The following is a 21,923-nucleotide window of genomic DNA, read 5'->3' as shown; positions in this document are numbered from 1 at the left end:
ATGTTAACATCTTTCGGATTTGTATCTACGGCTCTCAATTTATATGAGGCCTCACCTGCAAAAACGATGACTTATGCTACGTATCAAAAACGTGATGAAAAAGAACGCACAGCTCAATTGCTTGCCATCACGAAAAATAATCTCGAGCGCACATTGCGCGTTCTTCATTATTGCATCGCGCACGAGCTTCCTCTTCACCGCATGTCGTCTTCGATCGTCCCTTTAGCTACCCACCCTGAAGCAGCTTGGGATTTTTTAAAGCACACGAAGAAAGAATGCAAAGAGATCGAAAAGCTCGTAAAAAAATACAATATCAGAACGAGCATGCATCCTAACCAGTACACCCTGTTTACGAGCCCTCGTGAAGAGGTGACGTTAAACGCGGTGAAAGATATGCAATATCATTTTGATCTGCTAAAAGGGATGGGTATCGAGGACCGAAGCTATATCAATATTCATATCGGTGGGGCTTATGGTGATAAGCCGTCTGCTTTAGAACGTTTTTATGAAAATATTAAACTTCTCCCTGCTGATGTTAAAGCGAGGATGACGCTTGAGAACGACGATAAAACGTTCACCACCAAAGAGACATTAGAAGTCTGTGAAAATGAAGGCATTCCGCTTATGTTTGATTACCATCATTACATGGCGAATCCGGATGACGATGGTAAGCTTGAAGAATTATTGCCGAGGTTCGTGAAAACGTGGGAGAATACAGGTCGACCACCAAAGGTGCATCTTTCCTCACCAAAAGACGAAAAGGCGTACAGAAGCCACCATGACTTCGTTAGTCTGGATTATGTTCTGCCGTTTTTTAAATTGATGTCAAATTACACAGATGAGCTCGACGTAATGATTGAAGCGAAACAAAAAGACCGCGCTGTTCTTCAGCTCGTTGCTGAGCTAGAGAAAGTACGCGGCTTTAAAAGGATGAGCGGCGGAACCATCCTTATGTAAGGCATGGAATAAATTTTCTAATCTCTGCATTAAAGCTTGCATAATGTTTGATCGGAAGCTGATGCAGCGCTTTGTTTAAGAGAACGAACTTTGCTTTCGGGTGAACATTCCTTGCGTAGATCCTTCTATAAGCATGCATATATTCCGCTTGTTCCCCGTAAATGAACAACAACGGAAATCGCCACTCTTTTAGCTGATCCGTGCATTGGAAGGAAAGACTTTCTTGGTAGAACCGCTGACACGTTTTAGAATCTGTCAGCTTATGATAAGACAACATTTCTTTTCGATCTTCTGGAGAGTTTGAATGTGTGCTGACAAGAATCTGATTGAGTAGGGCTGGTGCATTTTTTGCCAGCCTTATTCCTGTTTGAAACTGCTTTTTCAGTGTGAATGTAGAAACTTGAGGAAAGCCTCCACTCAAAATAAGACCCTTTGTGCGCTGCGGATATTTTTGAACAAACGCTTGTGCAACCGAGCCACCTGCTGAATACCCACAAATATATGCCTCTTCTAATAATAAGTGATCCAATAAAGAAGCCACATCATCTGCCAAGTCCCATATCGTAAACGTTTCTGGGTCTTTACTAGACGAACGACCATGCCCCCTACAATCAGGAAAGATCGTCTGATAATCGGCTGCTAATTCTTTTTGGTACTTGAACACAAGATGACTCATACCGGGCGGGTGTAAAAAAACGATCGGAGCACCAGTTCCTAGCTTTTCATAATAGATTTGCAACTCAGAGGTCAGCCCGGCTAATGCCATGTTTTCCTCACTTTAGAAAAGTACCTGCCATCCAGATGTAAGCTTGATAGCCTAAATAGATACCAATGATGCCCATGATTCCTGGTAATGCGGGTGGTGCTGGAATCGGGAGTTTTAATAGGGCAAAAACAAAGCCTACGAGAGCGCCTGTTATTAGTGATAATACGATTAATTTCATATATGTACCCCCTCTTTAAAACGAGTTTCCAAACCTATCTCTTATTAATATGGCATGTTATCCCGACATTATCCCTTTTTTCGTTGCGGTTAGGATTGCGCAGAAGTTTTCGCTGTCGCTAACTCATACTGCTTTTTTATAATACGAATCTGGCCGCGATGACTCAGTTCATCTTCAAATACATGAAACCATTTAAAGTAATTGTTACCGAGTTCATTCCCCCACCACGGTGTTGTTTCATAGAGCCATGAATCTTCAAGCTTCTGAAAATGCTGCAAGGTAATTTCACGGGTTTTTTTTAAGTCTTCTAGATAAAATTCTGCTGTATTGCCATGGATAATCGTCGCTGCCTCACCTAGATCGAGTGCAGGCTGCAAGGTCTCTGCATAACGCTCGATCTCCTCCTCTGGAAGATCTTTTCCGTCGAATGTGATAAATTGATAAATCTTTTCTACAGCCACGAGATGAGCGAGCAGCATGCCGATTGAATTCCCGATTCCGTTGATTCTGTAATCGAGTTCTTCTACGGATAGATCTTGGACATCCCAGATCGTCGTTTCCCTCGTGTAGTCCATCATGGATATCAAGTTGGAAAATTCTTTTGAGTACCCTTCAATCTGTCCGATATCAAAAGGGCTTTTGTTGGATGATGTCATTTTTGAAACCTCCTCAGCATTGATGTGCTTCAATAGAATTCAAGAAAAGCTTGAAAATTCCTTTTTTGTTTTGGATGCGGTGTGGATGACGGTAATCGAGCATAACTCTGGAATCGATCATAAATCTCTCGAATCGCTCATAAATCTCTCGAATCGCTTACAAACCTCTGGAATCGCTCACAAATCCCTAGAATCGCTCACAAACCTCTCGAATCGCTCACAAATCTCTAGAATCGCCCACAAAACCCTAGAATCGCTCACAAACCAAAAAAACCACGCTCGCAAACTTCTTCCAAAACGAAAAAAACCTGTCCGGAGACAGGTTTTCCATATATATTACATACGCTCAGGTGCTTCTACACCGATGATGTTCAATGCATTCTCAATCGTTACTTGAGTAGCTTTCATCAACGCGTAGCGCGCTTGTGATTTTGTTTTGTTTTCTGGATCGAGTACACGCTCTGCGTTATAGAAGCTATGAAGAGCAGATGCCAGCTCAAAAACATAGTTCGTTACACGGTGCGTTAAAAGTTTTTCTGCTGCCTCATTAATCACTGCAGGGAATTCTCCGATTTTCTTCAAAAGCTCGAACTCTTTTTCAGAATCGATCTGAGAAAGATCCACGTCTCCCTTATAAGAAAGACCCATTTCTTCCCCTTGACGAAGCATGCTGCATACGCGCGCATGTGCGTATTGTACGTAGAACACAGGGTTTTCGTTCGATTTTGAAACCGCTAAGTCCATGTCAAAATCAAGGTGAGTATCGTTAGAACGCATCGCAAAGAAATAACGAGTCGCATCGATGCCCACTTCTTCCATCAGTTCACGCAGCGTTACAGCTTTACCCGTACGCTTACTCATACGGACTTTTTCACCGTTTTGGAATAGGGAGACAAGCTGGATGATCATTACATCGAGCTGTTCTTTATCATAACCTAATGCTTGAATCGCCGCTTTCATACGCGGGATGTAACCGTGGTGGTCAGCGCCCCAGATGTTGATCAGCTTCTCAAATCCACGCTCAAACTTGTCGTTATGATACGCGATATCTGGCGTTAAATATGTGTAAGATCCGTCATTTTTGATGAGTACTCGGTTCTTGTCATCATCATAATCTGTCGTACGGAACCATGTCGCGCCTTCTTCTTCATAAACAACACCTTTAGCTTTTAACTTCTCAAGTGCTGCATCAATTTTTCCGTTTTTATAAAGAGATGTCTCTGAGAACCACACATCGAAATCTACACGGAATTCAGCGAGGTCAGCTTTTAGTTTTTCAAGCTCTCGTGTAAGACCGTATTCACGGAAAAAGCTAACACGCTCGCTCTCGTCTTTATCTAACCAAGAATCGCCGTACTCTTGGGCAAGATCTTTACCAAACTCGATGATATCTGCTCCGTGGTAACCATCTTCAGGCATCTCTTTATCCTTGCCTAGCGCTTGGAAATAACGAGCTTCGATCGAAGTAGCTAAGTTGTTGATCTGATTTCCAGCATCATTGATGTAGAACTCACGAGAAACGTTATAACCTGCATAGTCTAGGATATTACAGATCGTATCACCAACAGCTGCACCACGTGCATGTCCTAAGTGAAGGGTTCCTGTAGGGTTCGCAGATACGAACTCGACTTGAACCTTTTTACCTCCGCCATGCTCAGTTCTTCCGTAATCCTTGCCCGCTTTTAATACAGTCGGTACAAGCTCTGTTAAATAAGAGTTATCCATGTAAAAGTTAATGAAACCAGGACCTGCGATCTCAACTTTTGCGATAGATGCCTTACTTTTATCAAAATTTGCAACAAGATCGTCCGCGATCATACGAGGTGCTTTTTTTGCCACACGCGCTAATTGCATGGCCATGTTCGTCGCGAAATCACCATTCGCTTTATCTTTCGGTACTTCAAGAACGACTGCAGGCAGTTCTTCTTTTTTAGCGAGTCCTGCTTTAACGACCGCTTCTTCGATCTCTTCTTTTAACAGCTGCTTGACTTGGTCAAGGATATTCATGCTTTTGCCTCCTGAAAATTAATCTTGATTCGATGTGTTCCTGTATGTTCACCCTGCAGAACCAGCTCGTATGCGAGATTAAGATCTCCCGTCTGCTTTTGCTGATTCCAGCGGAAATTCATTTCATGTGTAGTCGTTTCCATCCAAAGCTGGCCATATGGGCTGTCGTACATGCCTTTTGTCGTTTGGCCGATTAAATATTTCTGTTTCATAGATACACTGCCTGAGCGGATAATCAGAATACCAGCGTGCGTTATCTTAATCACATTATTGACAGAACCTGCACCTTCTATCTCTTCCTTATACTGAAGATAGGTGACGTCCCCACGTTTATAGAGCTTTCCATCTGTCTCGGTGAAATGTTTCTCCGCTTCACCGCTGAAATGTACTTCTGAACTTATCGAAAGCGCAACAGACAATTCCGTATCTTGATCCATGCGAACAACACTTCCTTTTTTGATGTCCCTCTTTAACTTACCTATTATAAAAGATTTCACTGCCTCCCTTCAACCTTATGGGTGTCTTTTTAAAAAATCATGGTCTTATTAGGTAAATTTATCCTAAAAACACGTTTTCATGAGTGGATGATTTGGAATGAAGGTAGTGAATGACGTATTATACACTCGAGAAGAAGAAATAGAAATGAGGAGGATCTTAATGAAAAACGAAAGAATTTTACTCGTAAATCGACCAAAAGGCGCACCTCAAAAAAGTGATTTCCGCTTCGAGGAAGCTTCTACTCCTGCACTTGAAAGCAATCAGGTACTTTTAAAAACGATATATCTATCGGTAGATCCGTACATGAGAGGACGCATGAGTGATCGTAAATCCTACGTGCCTCCATTTCAGTTAAACGAACCGATCTCTGGTGGAATCGTTGGACAAGTTGTTGAATCTCGTTCAGGCGAACTGGCAGAAGGAGACTTTGTGATCGGTAACTTAGCATGGCAAAAATACAACGTAGCAAGCGATGCTGAAGTTCGTAAATTAGATCCATCTCTTGCTCCACTCACTGCAAACTTAGGTGTATTAGGCATGACTGGCTTAACGGCATATTTCGGACTACTTGATATCGGCAACCCACAAGAAGGCGAAACCGTTGTAGTCAGCGGTGCCGCTGGAGCTGTTGGTACGATTGTTGGCCAAATCGCTAAGATCAAAGGTGCTCGTGTTGTCGGAATCGCAGGTTCAGACGATAAAATCTCTTACTTAAAAGACGAACTAGGCTTTGATGCTGCGATCAACTACAAGACGGAAAATGTATTTGAAGCACTAAAAGCAGCTTGCCCAGACGGCGTTGACGTCTATTTTGATAACGTCGGCGGTGAGATCTCTGATAGCGTATTGGCGCTGATCAACAAAGGCGCTCGCATTCCTGTTTGTGGCCAGATCGCTCTTTACAACCTTGAAAAAGCAGATGTTGGTCCACGTATGCAAAGTCAAATTCTGATCAACAGTGCTCTAATGAAAGGATTCATCGTAAGCGATTATGCGGCTCATTTTGAAGAAGGCGCGATCGAGCTTGCTAAATGGGTAAAAGAAGGCAAAATATCTTATAGCGAAAATATCGTAGATGGCTTTGAAAACACGATTGATGCGTTCTTAGGACTGTTTTCAGGTGAAAACACAGGAAAACAGCTCGTAAAAGTAGCTGAGCCGGAGAATGTGTAGGATTTTTTATTCAAATTTTTGTGGCTTTTCACCTTTTATAGGTGGAAAGCTTCTTTTTTATAAAATGGCGTGTTGCTGCTGGAAACATTTCAAAGAGTATCGTTCAACAAAAAAAGATAGATAACGCATATAAAAACAATTACAGGGGATTTTTTAAAATGAAAAAAGACCGACTCCTTATAAGAAATCTAGTCTTCTATAAACAGACTAAACGTCTGCATCATATCCTTTATTTTTCTATTAAATGATAGCCGATATAATCCAATGCTGATTGAATATTGTTCACATACTTTGTTTTCGCATTCTTTAAATCAAAATGATCGACTTGCTCATGAGCAAACGCTGGAGTCACTCCAGTAATGATTGTTCTTACTCCTATTAAATAAAGAGCATTGATCAACGTGAACAACTCTTTTGGAAAACGGTTATCCTGAATATATAGTTTTGATAAATCTATGATAAAGAAATCAATATCACTTTCTGCTGCATTATGTAGGACATCACTAATTATTTGTTCTGAGCGGACCTCATCTACAATGCCTTGCAGGGAAAGGATGGAAACCCCATCTGTAAGTGGAATGATCGGGACACTTAAGAATCCCATATGATGTTTCGTTTCATCGAGTTCAATAATATGAGACAAGATACCTGCTATGGAGTGCAGATAGTTTACATCATCTTCCGAAAACTCTCTTTCCTTTCGATCCATCACGCAAAGCGTTCCAAATACATTCCCTTTTAGATCTTTTAGTGTAACACCTAAGAATCCTTTGATCTTAAGTTCACCTGTTACCTCTAACTCCCGTGTTCTTGAATCAGTCATTAAGTTTCTTGCCTTCATTGTACTGCCTTCGTTCGTTATAATTAACCGGCAATACGTTTCTCCATATTCTACACTGTAACCCTCCGTAATTATCTCCTCATCCTCATTAAAAGAGCTTAGAACGGTAATCGCTCTCTTTCCCTTTCTTGTTACATATGTAGTTTTAACATTCAGTTGTTTACTAATTAAGTCAAACATTTTGCGGGAAACAGACTTCAACGAATAATAATTAGTAATCTCATTCTCGTAATCATCAGTCATTATCTTCCCTCCCTTAATAAAAGCACTTTTTGCTTGAGACAAGTATATCATTTAAAAGTTATAATTTTTGGATAATTTAAAAAATAAAATAGTTAATGAATAGAGCAAAGGAAAATTTTCAAAAAAAAATAAGCTGACTCCTTAATAAAGCCAGCTCGCCGATTAAACAGGTAAGATCATAGAGACAGTCGTGCCCTTACCTTCTATACTTGTAAAATGTAATTTCCCATTATGCTCTTTCATAATTTTCGAACTGATCATCAGCCCTAATCCAGTACCCTTTTCTTTTGTTGTGTAAAAAGGTTCGCACATTTTTTGAATTCGGTCTGCTGGAATACCACAGCCTTGATCCTTGACTGACACGTGAATGTTTTCGTCGATCTGTTCTCCTCTAATCACAATCTCTCCGCCATTCACCATAGAATCGATCGCATTCTTCAAGAGATTGATCAAAACTTGCTTCAGTTCGTTTTCCTCGGCATGAATCCATAGTAAATCTTCGGACATTTCCTTCTTGATCTGAACATTTTGTCGGAGAGCTTCAGGCTGTAAAAGAATTTCTACAAATTCCACAATCTCGTTTAAACAAGTCTTTTTATACGTTCGGACTTGGGGCTTTGCTAACAATAGCAACTGTCCCATGATCTGATCGATGCGGTTCAGTTCTTTGTCCATAATACTGTAGTAGTTTGATGGATCGATCTCTTGGCTTTCTTGTAAAAACTGAACAAATCCTTTTAGTGAAGTCAGCGGATTACGGATTTCATGTGCAACCGAAGCCGCGAGCTGGCCGACGATTGAAAGTTTGTCAGACTGACGCAGCATATCTTCTGATTTTTTTCGGTCTGAGATATCACGCGTAACTCCTATGATTTCCACAACTTTACCTGTGTCATCCGTAATGCTCTTACACGAAGTTTCTAGCCACACATAATGTCCGTCCTTATGCTGTAAGCGAAAAGGAACGGTTTTCGTACATGGCGACGCGATTAAATCTTCATGTGCTTTTCTCGATACTTCTTCGTCATCGGGATGAAGCATATTATACCCAGTGTCTCCTAAAATTTCTTCAGGTCTTTTCCCTAATAACGCATACGATGCAGGTGAAATATACGTAAATGAACCGTCAGCTTTATGTGTTGTGATCATATCCATCGCATTTTCAGCAAGCAGCCTGTATCTCGCTTCGCTCTCTTCTAGCAGCTGTCGGGACTCGATCTTTTCCGTTACTTCCCGGCCAAAAACAAGCAAGTTCTTGCGAGCTCCGTCTGGATGAAACACAGGAATTTTATATACATCAAAAAAGCGTGTACTGCCGTCGCGTGCAGGTACGAATTCTTCACACCTGACAATTTCTTTTGCCTGCCACACTTGCTCATCTGTCTCGATACAATACTGAAAAACATCGTGAAAATCTGGCGTGATCTCCGCTAAATCAGCATCTGTCTTTCCGGTAAAATCAAACCCAGGCAGTTCAAATAGTTCACCTACAAATTCATTAGCAAATACAAAGCGCCCATCTCCGTCTTTGATGCCAATAAAATCGGGAACGATGTTCATTAGCGTTTTCATAAGAGGTTCCTGACAAGAATGAACGACAGCCGGCAGTTCTTTCAAAATATAATAGCGAGTAGAACTCTCGATAAACGGTAAAGACCCTTCACTCACTTTTACCGAAATAAATCCATTCTCAGCAAGCAATGTTCCTTCTTCACCATCTGAATGTCGTAAAAGAACTTCATCCACTGACTTTCCTGTTTCAAAAGCAGCTTGATCTGTCAGGTTTAAGTAATGGTGATTCACTGCCAATATTTGTTCGTTATTATCCACAACCACAACCGCTTCAGAAAGCTGGTCGATAAACATTTGGAAATACTCCATCTGATTTGAAATCGCTGTCATTTCATTTGTCCCCCCTTTATCCAACTAATTCTCTAATGTAACTATAGCAAAAAAGACATAATGATATAACAAATTTCGACAAATTTAGCTAAAAACAGTTGAAGTCAGTCCCATCCTACTATTTTTCTTAAGATTTCCATTGCTTTACACTTAAGAATTTACTATATTTGATTAATGTAAGAGGTCTGACCTCTAAAGAAATTTATAAAAAGTAATGAGGGAATAAAATGGGTGCTATAGGATTGCTGTTTTCAGGTGGAGCATTATTCTTGAACAGCTTGATGTTGCTTGGAAAAGCTGAAGAAAAAAGTGTCGCGGTCTTCAATATATTAGTCGGATTACTTCAAGTCATCACACCGTTCTATCTAATTATTACGTCTGATGGATCAAACTGGTCGATGTTCAATAACGGTGCTGTTTTCTTATTCGGGTTCACTTACCTTTACCTAGGTGTGACGATTCTAAAAGGATTCGATTCCAGCGGGCTCGGTTGGTACTCCCTGTGGGTATCGATGATGGCCATCGTTTATGCACTTGTGTTTTACGTTCAAGAAAATGACATAGTAAACGCACTAACTTGGGTGTTGTGGGCATTCCTTTGGTTTCTGTTCTTCTTGTCGTCTGCACTTAAAAAACCGTACGAAAATTATATTGGAAGAGTCGCTTTCGTTCAGTCATGGGTGACGTTAACGCTTCCTTCCTTATTCATGCTTCTGGATCTTTGGCAAAACGCTAAACTTCAAGAAATCTGGACGTATGTATGCGTCGGATCAATGGTTTATTTCGTAGTAGAAGCAATTTTATTTGCAAAATCGATCAAAAAAGAAAAATTAGTAGAAGAATTAGCTTAAATGTTCGCCGGTCTCGATGATTCGAGGCCGTTTTTTTATATGTAAGGTCTGAAAGATGAGGTGTGATGAGGGCGGCGGATGGTAATTAAGTCGTTTTGATGAGTAATTAAGTTGAAGTAACGTTCAATTAAGTCTATTTAGAAAAAATTAAGTTAAAATCCATACTAATTAAGTCTAATTCGCAAAATAAAGGCCATTCGACACAGCTCGACATGTGCAGACCTAAAGAAAAACCCCTGTCCGACGGCTGCAAACACGAACAACAGCCTTCATACAGGGGTTATATTTATATTATTTTACCCAGCCTAACAAAATTTCACGAAGGAATTTGCTTGCTGCAATCGGCGTTTGCTCGGAGTGGTCATAAACTGGCGCTACTTCTACTAAGTCTGCACCGATTACGTTGATGTCCGCTTTCGCGATCAACTGGATTGCTTCAAGAAGCTCTTTTGACGTGATTCCGCCCGCTTCTGCTGTTCCTGTTCCAGGAGCTGCCGATGGGTCTAACACATCAATATCGATCGTAACGTACACGTTACGTCCCTTTAATGTTGGAAGAACTTCTTTTAACGGCTCAGCTACATCGAACTTGTACATGTGCATGCCGCTTGTTTTTGCAAATTCAAACTCTTCACGCATACCTGAACGGATTCCGAACGAATATACGTTTTCTGCGCCAATTAAATCGCAAACTTTGCGGATCGGTGTTGAGTGAGAAAGAACTTCCCCTTCATACTGCTCGCGAAGGTCAGCATGTGCATCAATATGAATCACGACATAGTCGTCATATTTTTGCTTTAACGCTTTAAATACCGGCCAAGTCACAAGGTGCTCTCCACCCATTCCAAGCGGAAACTTGTTGTCAGCGAGTAACGTTGATACGTACTCTTCAATCATATCAAGAGAACGCTGAGGATTTCCGAACGGTAACGGAATGTCTCCCGCATCAAAATAGTTCACTTCTTCAAGGTGCTTGTCCATGTATGGGCTGTACTCTTCAAGGCCAAGAGATGCCTCACGAATACGAGCAGGTCCAAAACGGCTACCCGGACGGAATGAAACTGTCCAATCCATCGGCATACCGTAAAGAACAGCATCCGCTGTCTTATAATCTGGCTTACTTAAAATAAAAACATTTCCAGAATAAGCTTCATCAAAACGCATGATTTTACACTCCTTATGTAAAATACGGGACCGTCGCGAAAGTAAGGTACAACTCACTTTTGACGGCCCCCATTTTTAATATTTATTTTTTAATCAAGTCACTCACAAACTTCGGCAACGCGAACGCAGCTGTGTGAAGTTGTGGCGTCCAATATTTCGTTTCGATATCATGGAAACGAGCAGCAGGAACTTCTAGTGGATCGTGTTTCTTAGATCCGATCGTGAACGTCCAAAGTCCGCTTGGGTAAGTTGGGATGTTCGCTGTGTAAAGACGCGTGATCGGGAAGATCTCACTAACATCGCTGAATACTTGAGAGATCAACTCAGGCGTGAACCAAGGGTTGTCCGTTTGTGCAACAAAGATACCGTCTTCTTTAAGTGCTCTAGAGATTCCTTCATAGAAACCTTTTTCAAAAAGCTTAGCAGCTGGTCCAACCGGCTCAGTTGAGTCAACCATGATTACATCATACTCGTTATTGCTCGTTGCGATGTGCATGAATCCGTCATCTACTTTTACTTTAACACGTGGGTTCTCTAGGTCCCCAGCGATTTCAGGCAGGTATTGCTTAGAATACTCGATTACTTTTCCATCGATCTCAACAAGAACTGCTTTTTCAACAGATGGGTGCTTAAGCACTTCACGGATTACTCCACCGTCTCCTCCACCTACTACTAGAACGTTCTTCGGATTAGGGTGTGTGAAAAGAGGTACGTGTGCTACCATCTCGTGGTAAACGAACTCGTCTTTTTGTGTAGTCATAACCATGCCATCAAGGATCAGCATGTTTCCGAACTCTTCTGTTTCTACCATATCTAACTTTTGAAATTCTGTTTGCTCAGATACGTACGTTTTGTTAATTTTCATCGTTATTCCGAAATTTTCCGTTTGTTTTTCAGTAAACCAAATACTCATGTTGGTCTCACTCCTACTATATATTTTGAAATGCCAGGCATCGTTGTTTCGAGATTTTACAAACAAAATGATTATAGCATTCTGGGACCTAAGATTCCAATTCAATTTTTGTAAGAATGCAGCTTATTTCAAATAACCACTTCTTATCCATACCACAATTCAGTTTTCCTAATCGACATCCACTAAAAATGAGTCGAATACCCCGTTTCTTTCGGCTGACTATTCTGACTACTTAAGTGGTATAATGGAGATAGCGTTCAGAAGGACAGACGGTCGGCGCATTCCCTTTTTTAAACTGAAGCTGGACATCTTGCGGGTATCCGCAGCTTACAGTTAAGGGGGGTGATGCCTCTGACGATCTTTGAGGCGTTGATGTTCGCGGTCGCTTTCAGCTCGCTTATCGTTACTGTCCTTACGTCTAAAAATAAATAGGCCTCTGTCACACGTGTAAAAGCACCGGCTTTTCGTCAGAAAATCCGGCCTCGCTTTACCGACTCGTGTGTCCCTTCTGGCGCCCCATTCGTCCGTGTTTCGTGCACGGACGATTTCTTTTTTGGTGGATTATGATATAACCGGCCAAATTAGGAGCAATTCGTGTTAACACGCTTGTACCAATGGGGGTGTTTCCCACTCTAATTCAATAAATTAGAAGCATAATCCTGGAAATTATTGATTTTATTCCGCGAGTTTTAGCTTTAATCCCGCGAGTTTTGTGCATATATCCGCGAGTTGACAAAATCCGACTCCCATCACCCAATTCTATACCCCTAGCCTTTACAAAATGCACTACTCAAAAATAAATAAACCATGAGCAACCTTCCCGCTCATGGCTTTAAACCCTTACTCACCGATAGAACTATTCCTTACAATCGAGTCTATAATGATATCCCAATCCTCTGTATGCAGCTCATGCCCCGTTCCTTCAAGAGTCACGAGTTCGGCATGCGGAATCGCCCTCGCTAACGCTTGACCGTGTTCAAACGGAAGGGCCCAATCTTCTGTTCCATGAAGGATGATCGTGGGAACTGTAATTTCATTCATACGATCTAAATACTCTTCACCGCCGCCTAGAAAAATATAATTAAATCTGCTTTGAATCTGTTTCGCACGCGTGTATTCTCTTTCTGCCAATGCGTACATTCTTTTCTTTTCAAAAGGTTTGGATCCAGATAGGACTGCCCAGCCATCTGCTAGATAAGCAACAGCTTCTTCTCGATTATTCCAATCAACGGAAGCACTTTTTCCATGGAAATCTAAAATTTTCTGATCCATCTGAGGCAGCTCAGCTTGCTCAGAACCAAAAACACTGGATGCAAGGATCGTCAGGCTCTGCACACGTTCAGGGTGTTTGATCGCCATAATCTGCCCGATCATTCCCCCAAGAGACATTCCCATGATGTTCACTTTTTCTATAGAATAAGCATCTAGAATGCCAAACGCATCATCAGCAAGATCTGTAATCGTATAGTTCGACGTACCAGGTTCATAGACTACGGATTGACCGAGATCGCGATGATCATACCGAATCACGTATCTCCCAGCTGCCGCAAGACGCTCACAAAATTTTTCATCCCACCAGTCGAGTGACGACATCGCACCCATGATCAGTAGTACTGGGGGATCGTTGGGGTTACCGAAGCCTTCCGTATTTATTTCCACTTGATTTGTTTGTAAAAGTTGTTGTTTCATCATTGTTTCCCTCCGTGATTTTATTTTTTGCCACTTTAAAAAGCGCAGATCAATAAGCACTCAACGGAGTTATCTTGGCCTGCACTTGTCATTATCGAAGTTTGATCCATTTAATGATCATGACGCGTCGGCCTCCTTCTTTTATATAATTAATGGTATTAGAACCGTATTTATTTTAACATAATTTTCTGAACTTTTTACCAAAAATAAAAAAAGCAACCCGCGTTACCCACTCTCGGCTGCTTTTCCCATTTAATATTTAATTAACAGTACTTGTGGAGGTGGATGAGTAATCTTCTAATTAATAGTCACTGAGGTTACCTAAAACAATGAAAGCCCTACCTCTCTTCCATCCTTACGGCTCCTTGTCCGTGCCAGTGTGAATCAGTATTACAACAATCATATGATTATTGATTAGAATTGATTTGAAAAACTTCATAATGTTATAGAGGAAAGTAAAATCAAAAATTAAGGATTAAAGTGTTGTAGAAATTAAAGAGGTTACTATAAGTAAGTTTAAGAAGTGTATTGTCTCTGAAAAAAATATTAATGAGACCCTTTTAATGATCCCATACCATTTCATTAAACCTTAACAGAAACTTTTTATCTGGGTTTCAGTGATTCCTTTGATTACTTCAAGTTCACTAATTAAAAATCCATATGCATTTTCCAACATTTTTTTTTCGCTTGCATTCAGTGTTTTTTCTTTCTTCATACGCATTAAATCACGTACAACTTCAGCACCTTCGCGTATTTCACCCGTTTTTAGCTTGTCTGTATTTACTTTGTATCTTTCTTTCCACGTTAGTAATGTTTCCGATTCTCCATTTTGAAAGTCGTGCATAATCTGCTTTAATGCTAAGAGTTCTGTAACAGGACGAATTTTAGAATTCATAATCTTACATGCTGGAATCATAACTTGCATGTTGCTGACTGACATCTTTATCACATAGTACTGTTGTTTTTCATCGGGGAATTCTTTTTCTTCAATGGCTTCAATTACACCTACTCCATGCATTGGGTACACAATGTTATCGCCAATTTGAAACAAATACTCCACCTCCAGATTTGCTAACCTTCTAAGAGTACCACACTATTATAATTTAATCAAATATTTTATAATATCATGATTATAATTTTCGTGTCAATCATTTTTACAACAAAAAAAGTGCCTCAAATTTGAGACACCCTACTTATCATAATCGCACTAGAAGTTCTTTCGTTCGTTCTTTAGCGTTTGCTATCACTTTTTCTTCATCAATCGTCTTCAACTCGCGGCCACGCATAACGACTTTGCCATCGATGATCACCGTATCCACGTCTTGTCCCGTTGCAGAATATACTAGAAGATTAGCATGTTCATGACTCGGCGTGAGATGAAGTTTGTTCATGTCCATTAAAAGAATGTCCGCTTTCTTACCAACCGTTATGGAACCAACATCATCCCCGATTCCAAGGATGTCAGCACCGTTCTGTGTGGCCATCGATAACACATCATGCGCACTGAGAACCGCCGCATCTTCGTACTTTAATTTTTGGAACCAGCTAGCAGCTTTCATTTCTAAGAACAGATCAAGAGAGCTTGCACTCGCTGGTCCATCCGTTCCTAGACCAACCTTCACACCGCTATCCATCAAACGTTTCACATCACTGATCCCGCATCCGAGCTTCGCGTTACTTACTGGATTGTGAATGATCCCGCCCTGCACGGTTTTCAGCGTTTCATAATCTGCATCGTTAAAATGAACACCATGCGCGAGCAGTACATGGCGATCGAACACACCTGCTTGTTTTAAATATTCAACCGGTCTTAACCCGTGCTTTTCTTGAATCATTCTCTCTTCGTCTTTCGTTTCAGCTAAATGAATATGAAGCGGAACGTTCTTTTCTTTTGAAAGATTTACAGCAGCTCTCAAAAAATCAGGTGGACACATATACGGAGAATGCGGCGCGATCATCGTTGTAATCCTTCCGTCTCCTTTTCCGTGCCAGCGATCAACAACATCTGCCGCTTCCTTTAACCGACCTTCATAATCCGAATCCATCGCGATAAGTCCACGCGCTATAACGGAGCGAATGCCTGATTCTACAGCCGCTTCACCGATTGTATCGATTCCTATGTACATATCTGCGTAAGACGTGGTTCCACTCTTGATCATTTCCGCCATGGAAAGAAGTCCACCCCAATAGCGATCTTCATCATTCATCTTCATCTCAAGCGGAAGCATCTTTTTATTTAACCAAGTCATCAATGTCACATCATCACTATAGCAACGCAACAGCGACATCGGTGTATGCTGATGTCCGTTTACAAGACCCGGCAGCGCCAGCATCCCTTTTCCGTCGAGCTTCTCAACCGTTTCATCGCATTCAAAGTTTCCTATTGAATCAATCCTATTATCTTTTATAAGGATGTCTCCCGTGTTAACAACCCATTTTCCATCTGCCGAAGACGTCATATATTGAATGTTTTGTATAAGCATGTTACGAACCTCCTCTTTCTCACAGCCATTATAGCACTTCATTCCCTTATCACGTTTAAGGAGCATCTTTTTTCACCATACTAGATAACAAAATGAGAGTTTTTAAGGAGGGCGGATTATGAAGTTTTGGCAGATCTATAAAGAAGCTACGAAACAGCAGAAAATACGCTGGATGAAAAAATGGGGTCTTATCGTCACTGGATGCTTTGCATTATCCTTTGTTGGGCTGTTGCTGCTCGCTAAACTCATGGGCCCTCCCGCTCTGCTTGTTCCGCAAACAACCATCATGTATGCAGCGGACGGTTCTAAAATGGGTGAGATCAACAACGGCGGTCAGAACCGATATTGGGTTTCACTCAAAAAAATTGATAAACATGTGATCGACGCTACGATCTCTATTGAAGATAAAAGTTTTTATAAACATAACGGTTTTGATATGAAGCGTATTGGCGGTGCCTTACTCGCTGACATTAAGGCTGGCGCAAAAGTCCAAGGAGCCAGTACCATCACGCAGCAATATGCACGGAATCTTTTTTTAACACATGACAAAACATGGCGAAGAAAGTTTCAAGAGGCGTTCTACACACTGCGCCTTGAGATGAGTTATTCAAAGGATGAGATTTTAGAAGGTTATTTGAACACGATCTATTACGGACATGGTTCATACGGGATTCAGTCTGCTTCTCGCTATTATTTTGGCAAAGATGCAAAAGATCTTTCACTGAGTGAAGCGACGATGTTGGCGGGAATCCCTAAAGGTCCGAGCTACTATTCTCCGATCCTTCATGAAGAGAACGCGAAAAAAAGACAAAGCATCATCTTAAACGCGATGGCTGAAGATGGAACGATTAAGAAGTCAGCCGTCCATAAAGCAGCATCGGATCAGTTAACCTATGTACGAGAAGAAGAGGAAGAAATCGCTACGGTCGCTCCTTATTTTCAGGATGCTGTGATGCGTGCTTTAAAAAGAGAGCTGAACGTGAACACGAACTCGATACAGTTTGGTGGACTGCGAATTTACACGACGCTTGATCCAAAAATGCAGGAAGTTGCTGAACACACGATTGAAAATCGCATCATCGATAACAGTTCGATTCAAACAGCATTAGTCGCTATGGACCCTAGAAGCGGAGATGTGAAAGCACTCGTAGGAGGCAGGGATTTTGAGCAGAGTTCGTTTAACCGTGCGCTTCAAGCGAAGCGCGCACCAGGTTCAACGTTTAAGCCATTTCTATATTATACGGCGCTCGAGCATGGATACACGGCGTCTACTCCGATCAAGTCAGAACCAACCACATTCGCGATGGGAGATGGCATAGGCGATTATAAGCCGAAGAACTTCAAGAACCGCTATGCGAATGATTTTATTACAATGGCTCAGGCGCTTGCTCTTTCCGATAATATTTATGCTGTAAAAACGAATCTCTATCTTGGTCCGAAGAAGCTTGTTAAAACAGCTAAGAAGTTCGGAATTAAAAGTGAACTCGCTAGCATCCCTTCACTCGCACTAGGCTCTAAAGCAGTAGGTGTATTAGAGATGACAAACGCATACGGCGTTTTTGCGAACGGCGGTAAAAAAGTAGATCCTGTATTTATTACGAAGATCACAGATTCTAAAGGGAAAGTGCTGTATGAACATAAATATGAAAGCAAACAAGTGATCGACGAGAACAAAGCTTTTGTCATGACCGATCTGTTAGCTGGTACGTTTGATGAAAAATTAAATGACTATACGAGTGTTACGGGATCAAGTATCAACCACTATCTGACGCGTCCGATGGCTGGAAAATCTGGCTCTACGCCAAATGACAGCTGGATGGTCGGATATTCTCCTCAACTGGTTACTGGCGTTTGGGTCGGATACGATAACAACGAAGAGCTGCATGATGTGAACGACACGGGATACTCCAAACGAATCTGGGCTTATTTTATGGAGGGCGCGTTGAAGAACAAAGAAATCTTATCGTTTGAACAACCAGAAGGCGTAACTGCGGTAACGATCAACCCACAAAACGGAAAGCTCGCAACCGATAGCTGTCCGGTAACGCGTATCTCTTATTATGAAAAAGGAACAGAACCTGTAGAGTATTGTGATGAACATGGTGCTTCAAGTGAAATAAAAGTAAAATTAGAGCAGAAAAAAGAGGAAAAAGGTTTTTTCAAGCGGATTTTTTCTTGGTGATGAGACGTTAACCTTGTCAGCTCGCTGCTAGACGTTGCCAGCCAGCTACACGAAGCATTCAATCCAAAAGTTTTAGGTCTAAATCCATAAGTTTTGAGCTTGAATCCATAAGTTTCGGGCTTTAATCCAAAAATTTTTGCTAAATATCCACGAGTCGACACATTTCGACATATCCCGACTATCTTGCATCATTCGCTAAACTCAAAAAAGGACAATAAAATGCCCGGAGCTCTACTACAGGAGCCCCGGGCACTTTATTGTCCTAGAAACATTGTGTGTACAATGCTACCTATATTTTAATGGAAGTGCTTTCTTGTCACAAGTTATTTGCAAAATGTTCAAAAAAGGTTCATAACTTTGCCATTTTTATTCCACTAATGACTTGATTTCGTCACTCGAACGGTTAAACATCGCTTCATCATTCTCTTTAAGGAAGTTTCCAAGCACGCGACGAGCGTTTTCGTCCATCTCCTCTACGATCACTTTGCCCTTCATGGATTTATCCATGCGGTTTACGTGTTCTGGAAGACTTTTATACCCTCTTCGCGCTTCAACATCTACTTGCATCTCGCATGCAGTCAATCCGAAATAAAACGGACCTTCTGCATTTCTATTGATCGTAACCCAAACGAGCCAATAAAGACGGGGATTAGGCGTATCTTCACGATTTGGCGTAAACTTGATGCGCTTTTCCACATCACTTCTCGCGTGCATCGCTCCCATATCGATATAAGCGATCGACTCTTCTACATCTACGATAACAGGTGTTACGTGATCAAGTGTCAAACTTCCCACACCATAACCACCATGACCGTCTGTGGAGTCACCACTTATGATGGTAAAGCCCATTCCTTTTTTCTTTTTATCAGCATCATTGGAATTGAAAAAATCTTTCATGCTTCCAGCTCCTCTAAACATTCATTGTTAACACGTATTGTATCACAAATCACGCAAAACTCTCAGTTGGAAAGTTTGAAGATAATTGTTGAAATTGTACCTAAAAACGAATATTATATATCATGTACTTATAAATCGTTCGTATTTTGGAGGTTCTAACGTATGCTTTCTTCATTTTTTAAACTAAAAGAACTTGGTACGACCATCAAAACAGAAATATTAGCAGGAATCACTACATTCTTAACGATGGTGTACATTGTCATAGTCAATCCAATCATCCTGCATTCTGCTGGTGTTCCTTTTGACACTGTCTTTATTGCAACAATTATTGCCACGGTAGTCGGTACTCTGTGGATGGCTCTAATGGCCAACTATCCGATCGCCATAGCTCCAGGTATGGGGCTGAACGCCTATTTTGCGTTTTCTGTTGTAGGAAACCATCCTAACATCGATTACCGTATCGCGTTCGGAGCTGTCTTTGTAGCTGGTATTCTTTTCGTGATCTTATCGCTAACACCGTTTCGTGAAAAATTGATCGAATCCATTCCAGCAAACCTGAAGCACGGTATTACAGCTGGTATCGGACTATTTATCGCGTTCATCGGTTTACGTCTTACAAAAATTATTGTGGCTCATCCTGATAACTTAGTCACTTTAGGTGATATGCACTCACCAACGGTACTTCTTGCACTTGGCGGACTTGCTATCACGTTAATTTTAATGGGACTGAACGTGAACGGTGCATTATTCTTCGGAATGATCATCACGGGGGCAATCGCCTATTATACGGGACATCTAACGTTTAAAGATGGATTCGTATCTACACCAAACCTACCATCAGAGCTTTTTATCTTTGGTGATCCGATCACAGCCTTTTCTGATGTGTTTCAGTATGGATTATATGCAGTGGTGTTCTCCTTCTTGCTTGTAACGATCTTTGATACTACGGGTACGATGGTTGGGGTAGCAGAACAAGCTGGACTGATGAAAGGCAATAAGATGCCTCGTGCACGTCAAGCACTGTTAGCTGATTCGGTTGCGACAACAGTTGGTGCAGCGTTTGGTACGAGCCCAACGAGTGCTTATATCGAATCATCTTCCGGTGTAGCTGCAGGCGGTCGTTCTGGTTTAACATCTGTTGTAGTAGCCATGCTATTTGTAGCCGCTGCGTTCTTCTCACCACTCGTTGGTGCGATTTCAGGATTAGCCGCAATTACAGCACCGACCCTGATCATCGTAGGTAGCTTAATGCTTGGTTCTCTCAGTAAAATTAAATGGAACGAGCTTGACGAAGCGTTCCCAGCGTTCTTGATCATTTTAACGATGCCGTTAACGTCTTCTATCGCAACAGGTATCGCTTTAGGTTTCATTTCTTATCCGATCCTGAAAATTGTAAAAGGTAAATATCGTGAAGTTCCGTTCTTGGTTTACTTGTTTGCGGTGTTGTTCTTCTATCAACTCGCGTTTTTACCTCACTAAAAAATACTTTTGAAAGCCGTTGATTTCCGCTCCAGGTTGCATGCTTTCCACGGGGCGAACGGTGATCCTCCTGCCGCTTTGCGCCATTAGGAGTCTCCACCTGACCGCTCGTCCCGTAGGAGTCAGCAACCTTGCGCTACAATCAACTTTGCAACGAAGTATTTATAAAAGACAACAAAATCAATAAAACACAAAAAGACCGGCCGACCCTAAAAATAAAGGGCTGACCGGTCTTTTCTTATTTTGTTTCAAACACAACGGCTACTTTTTCCTTCTTTTCATCTACAAAGAACTCTTTCGATACACGATACGTTCCTGCATCTTGTTCTTTTAGATCAACCGCTTGACCATAGTTTGATCCTGCTTTCACCATGATCATCTGCTCGGTAAACATTTGATCGTTGTTTACTTTCTCCCATTTACCGTCTGTCCATTTTTCTAATGCATACGCGGTTCCTGTACCAGCTTCTTTATCGGATGAGTTTTTCAACGTTAATTTTGCTTCTTCACTATTCTCTTGGAGTGCGAGTTCAGCTTGTACACCCTCTTTTTCAGCTGGTATCTCGTTCTTTACCTGAGGTGCCCCGTTCTTCTTTTCCTCTTCTGGCATTGCTTTAGATCCGCAAGCGGCGAGGAGAACGAGCAGACACGCCATTAAAATCAGCTTCATGTTTTTCATCACTAAGCCCTCCTTTTACCCTGTTAGTCGTACCTCATTAAAAAAAGTTTCAGTTAAACTGTCGTTTACAAGGAGAATGTGCTGGATATGCTGATAATAGAGGAGGCGCTAGCATGAAGATTTGGCTTGTTGCATTAATTTTATCGCTCTTGTTTACAGGGCTTGGAATCGGCTATTACGCAACGCGCCTTTATGAGAAAAGTGTGGCAAAAGGCTTTTTCATGACGCTGCTTGGTATTATCGTTCCATTTACGATCTTTATCGTGTTTGTTTATTTTTATGGTGTTGCAAATAATGGTCATCCCTTACAATTTAGATGGTAAATAAAAAACCTGTCCATCAGCGCATGCTTCACGCTAACTAAA

Annotated in this window: 20 protein-coding genes; 6 read left to right on the top strand and 14 right to left on the bottom strand. The window is 41.4% G+C overall.

The window, feature by feature from the left end; genetic code table 11:
- Nucleotides 1-957 (top strand): UV DNA damage repair endonuclease UvsE, encoded by a 957-nt coding sequence (gene uvsE, locus HU823_RS06465; RefSeq protein WP_197221499.1) that lies wholly within the window; start codon nt 1-3, stop codon nt 955-957.
- Here uvsE and HU823_RS06460 read toward each other — a convergent pair.
- The 5 genes from HU823_RS06460 to HU823_RS06440 all read right to left on the bottom strand — a co-directional run bounded on the left by HU823_RS06460 (nt 950) and on the right by HU823_RS06440 (nt 5,001).
- Nucleotides 950-1,723, bottom strand: coding sequence for an alpha/beta fold hydrolase (locus tag HU823_RS06460; RefSeq protein ID WP_144696843.1), 774 nt, complete (start codon nt 1,721-1,723; stop codon nt 950-952). The genes uvsE and HU823_RS06460 overlap by 8 nt on opposite strands.
- A gap of 7 nt (nt 1,724-1,730) precedes the next feature.
- Nucleotides 1,731-1,901 carry a DUF1427 family protein gene (locus HU823_RS06455; protein ID WP_066399082.1) on the bottom strand — a complete coding sequence of 57 codons (171 nt, stop codon included), beginning with the start codon at nt 1,899-1,901 and terminating at the stop codon, nt 1,731-1,733.
- 89 nt (nt 1,902-1,990) lie between these two features.
- Nucleotides 1,991-2,557, bottom strand: coding sequence for a DinB family protein (locus HU823_RS06450; protein ID WP_197221498.1), 567 nt, complete (start codon nt 2,555-2,557; stop codon nt 1,991-1,993).
- Nucleotides 2,558-2,893: 336 nt separating this feature from the next.
- On the bottom strand, nt 2,894-4,564 hold the full coding sequence (gene argS, locus HU823_RS06445) for an arginine--tRNA ligase (RefSeq protein ID WP_197221497.1): 1,671 nt from the start codon (nt 4,562-4,564) through the stop codon (nt 2,894-2,896).
- The gene (locus HU823_RS06440; RefSeq protein ID WP_197221496.1) at nt 4,561-5,001 is read right to left on the bottom strand and encodes a DUF1934 domain-containing protein; all 441 of its coding nucleotides are present in this window, start codon (nt 4,999-5,001) and stop codon (nt 4,561-4,563) included. Before HU823_RS06440 ends, argS begins: the two co-directional genes overlap by 4 nt.
- 220 nt (nt 5,002-5,221) lie before the next feature.
- On the opposite strand from HU823_RS06440, the gene HU823_RS06435 reads away from it, so the two are divergent.
- A complete protein-coding gene (locus HU823_RS06435; protein ID WP_231607320.1) occupies nt 5,222-6,235 on the top strand; it encodes an NADP-dependent oxidoreductase in 1,014 nt (337 codons plus the stop codon).
- A gap of 229 nt (nt 6,236-6,464) precedes the next feature.
- On the opposite strand, the gene HU823_RS06430 is transcribed toward HU823_RS06435, so the two are convergent.
- Both HU823_RS06430 and HU823_RS06425 read right to left on the bottom strand, forming a co-directional pair.
- Nucleotides 6,465-7,319, bottom strand: coding sequence for a GAF domain-containing protein (locus HU823_RS06430; RefSeq protein WP_144696835.1), 855 nt, complete (start codon nt 7,317-7,319; stop codon nt 6,465-6,467).
- A 162-nt stretch (nt 7,320-7,481) separates the two neighbouring features.
- Nucleotides 7,482-9,221, bottom strand: coding sequence for a PAS domain-containing sensor histidine kinase (locus tag HU823_RS06425; RefSeq protein ID WP_197221495.1), 1,740 nt, complete (start codon nt 9,219-9,221; stop codon nt 7,482-7,484).
- Between the two features lie 227 nt (nt 9,222-9,448).
- On the opposite strand from HU823_RS06425, the gene HU823_RS06420 reads away from it, so the two are divergent.
- Nucleotides 9,449-10,072 (top strand): AmiS/UreI family transporter, encoded by a 624-nt coding sequence (locus HU823_RS06420; protein ID WP_197221494.1) that lies wholly within the window; start codon nt 9,449-9,451, stop codon nt 10,070-10,072.
- Nucleotides 10,073-10,363: 291 nt separating this feature from the next.
- Here HU823_RS06420 and speB read toward each other — a convergent pair whose 3' ends face one another.
- From speB to HU823_RS06395, 5 genes are all read right to left on the bottom strand, one after another.
- Nucleotides 10,364-11,236, bottom strand: a complete 873-nt coding sequence (gene speB / locus HU823_RS06415; RefSeq protein WP_066399100.1) for an agmatinase — start codon at nt 11,234-11,236, stop codon at nt 10,364-10,366.
- Nucleotides 11,237-11,318: 82 nt separating this feature from the next.
- A complete protein-coding gene (speE, locus tag HU823_RS06410) occupies nt 11,319-12,149 on the bottom strand; it encodes a polyamine aminopropyltransferase (RefSeq protein WP_197221493.1) in 831 nt (276 codons plus the stop codon).
- An 840-nt stretch (nt 12,150-12,989) separates the two neighbouring features.
- Nucleotides 12,990-13,838, bottom strand: coding sequence for an alpha/beta fold hydrolase (locus HU823_RS06405; RefSeq protein ID WP_197221986.1), 849 nt, complete (start codon nt 13,836-13,838; stop codon nt 12,990-12,992).
- Between the two features lie 589 nt (nt 13,839-14,427).
- Nucleotides 14,428-14,889 carry a CarD family transcriptional regulator gene (locus HU823_RS06400; RefSeq protein WP_197221492.1) on the bottom strand — a complete coding sequence of 154 codons (462 nt, stop codon included), beginning with the start codon at nt 14,887-14,889 and terminating at the stop codon, nt 14,428-14,430.
- Between the two features lie 145 nt (nt 14,890-15,034).
- Nucleotides 15,035-16,321 (bottom strand): amidohydrolase, encoded by a 1,287-nt coding sequence (locus HU823_RS06395; RefSeq protein ID WP_197221491.1) that lies wholly within the window; start codon nt 16,319-16,321, stop codon nt 15,035-15,037.
- Nucleotides 16,322-16,439: 118 nt separating this feature from the next.
- Here HU823_RS06395 and HU823_RS06390 point away from each other — a divergent pair, with 118 nt between their 5' ends.
- Nucleotides 16,440-18,503 carry a transglycosylase domain-containing protein gene (locus tag HU823_RS06390; RefSeq protein ID WP_197221490.1) on the top strand — a complete coding sequence of 688 codons (2,064 nt, stop codon included), beginning with the start codon at nt 16,440-16,442 and terminating at the stop codon, nt 18,501-18,503.
- Nucleotides 18,504-18,869: 366 nt separating this feature from the next.
- Here the strand turns inward: HU823_RS06390 and HU823_RS06385 are convergent, their stop codons facing one another.
- Nucleotides 18,870-19,400, bottom strand: coding sequence for a YwhD family protein (locus HU823_RS06385; RefSeq protein WP_144696819.1), 531 nt, complete (start codon nt 19,398-19,400; stop codon nt 18,870-18,872).
- Nucleotides 19,401-19,562: 162 nt separating this feature from the next.
- On the opposite strand from HU823_RS06385, the gene HU823_RS06380 reads away from it, so the two are divergent.
- Nucleotides 19,563-20,879, top strand: a complete 1,317-nt coding sequence (locus HU823_RS06380) for an NCS2 family permease (protein ID WP_144696817.1) — start codon at nt 19,563-19,565, stop codon at nt 20,877-20,879.
- Between the two features lie 238 nt (nt 20,880-21,117).
- On the opposite strand, the gene HU823_RS06375 is transcribed toward HU823_RS06380, so the two are convergent.
- On the bottom strand, nt 21,118-21,558 hold the full coding sequence (locus HU823_RS06375; protein WP_197221489.1) for an immunoglobulin-like domain-containing protein: 441 nt from the start codon (nt 21,556-21,558) through the stop codon (nt 21,118-21,120).
- A gap of 113 nt (nt 21,559-21,671) precedes the next feature.
- On the opposite strand from HU823_RS06375, the gene HU823_RS06370 reads away from it, so the two are divergent.
- Nucleotides 21,672-21,881, top strand: a complete 210-nt coding sequence (locus HU823_RS06370) for a hypothetical protein (RefSeq protein ID WP_197221488.1) — start codon at nt 21,672-21,674, stop codon at nt 21,879-21,881.
- Nucleotides 21,882-21,923: the final 42 nt, after the last annotated feature.

The sequence above is a fragment of the Fictibacillus sp. 18YEL24 genome, assembly GCF_015903855.1.
Lineage (GTDB): Bacteria > Bacillota > Bacilli > Bacillales > Fictibacillaceae > Fictibacillus > Fictibacillus phosphorivorans_C.
The sequence above is the reverse complement of the archived record's forward strand: the minus strand, read 5'-3'. Positions and strand labels throughout refer to the sequence as shown.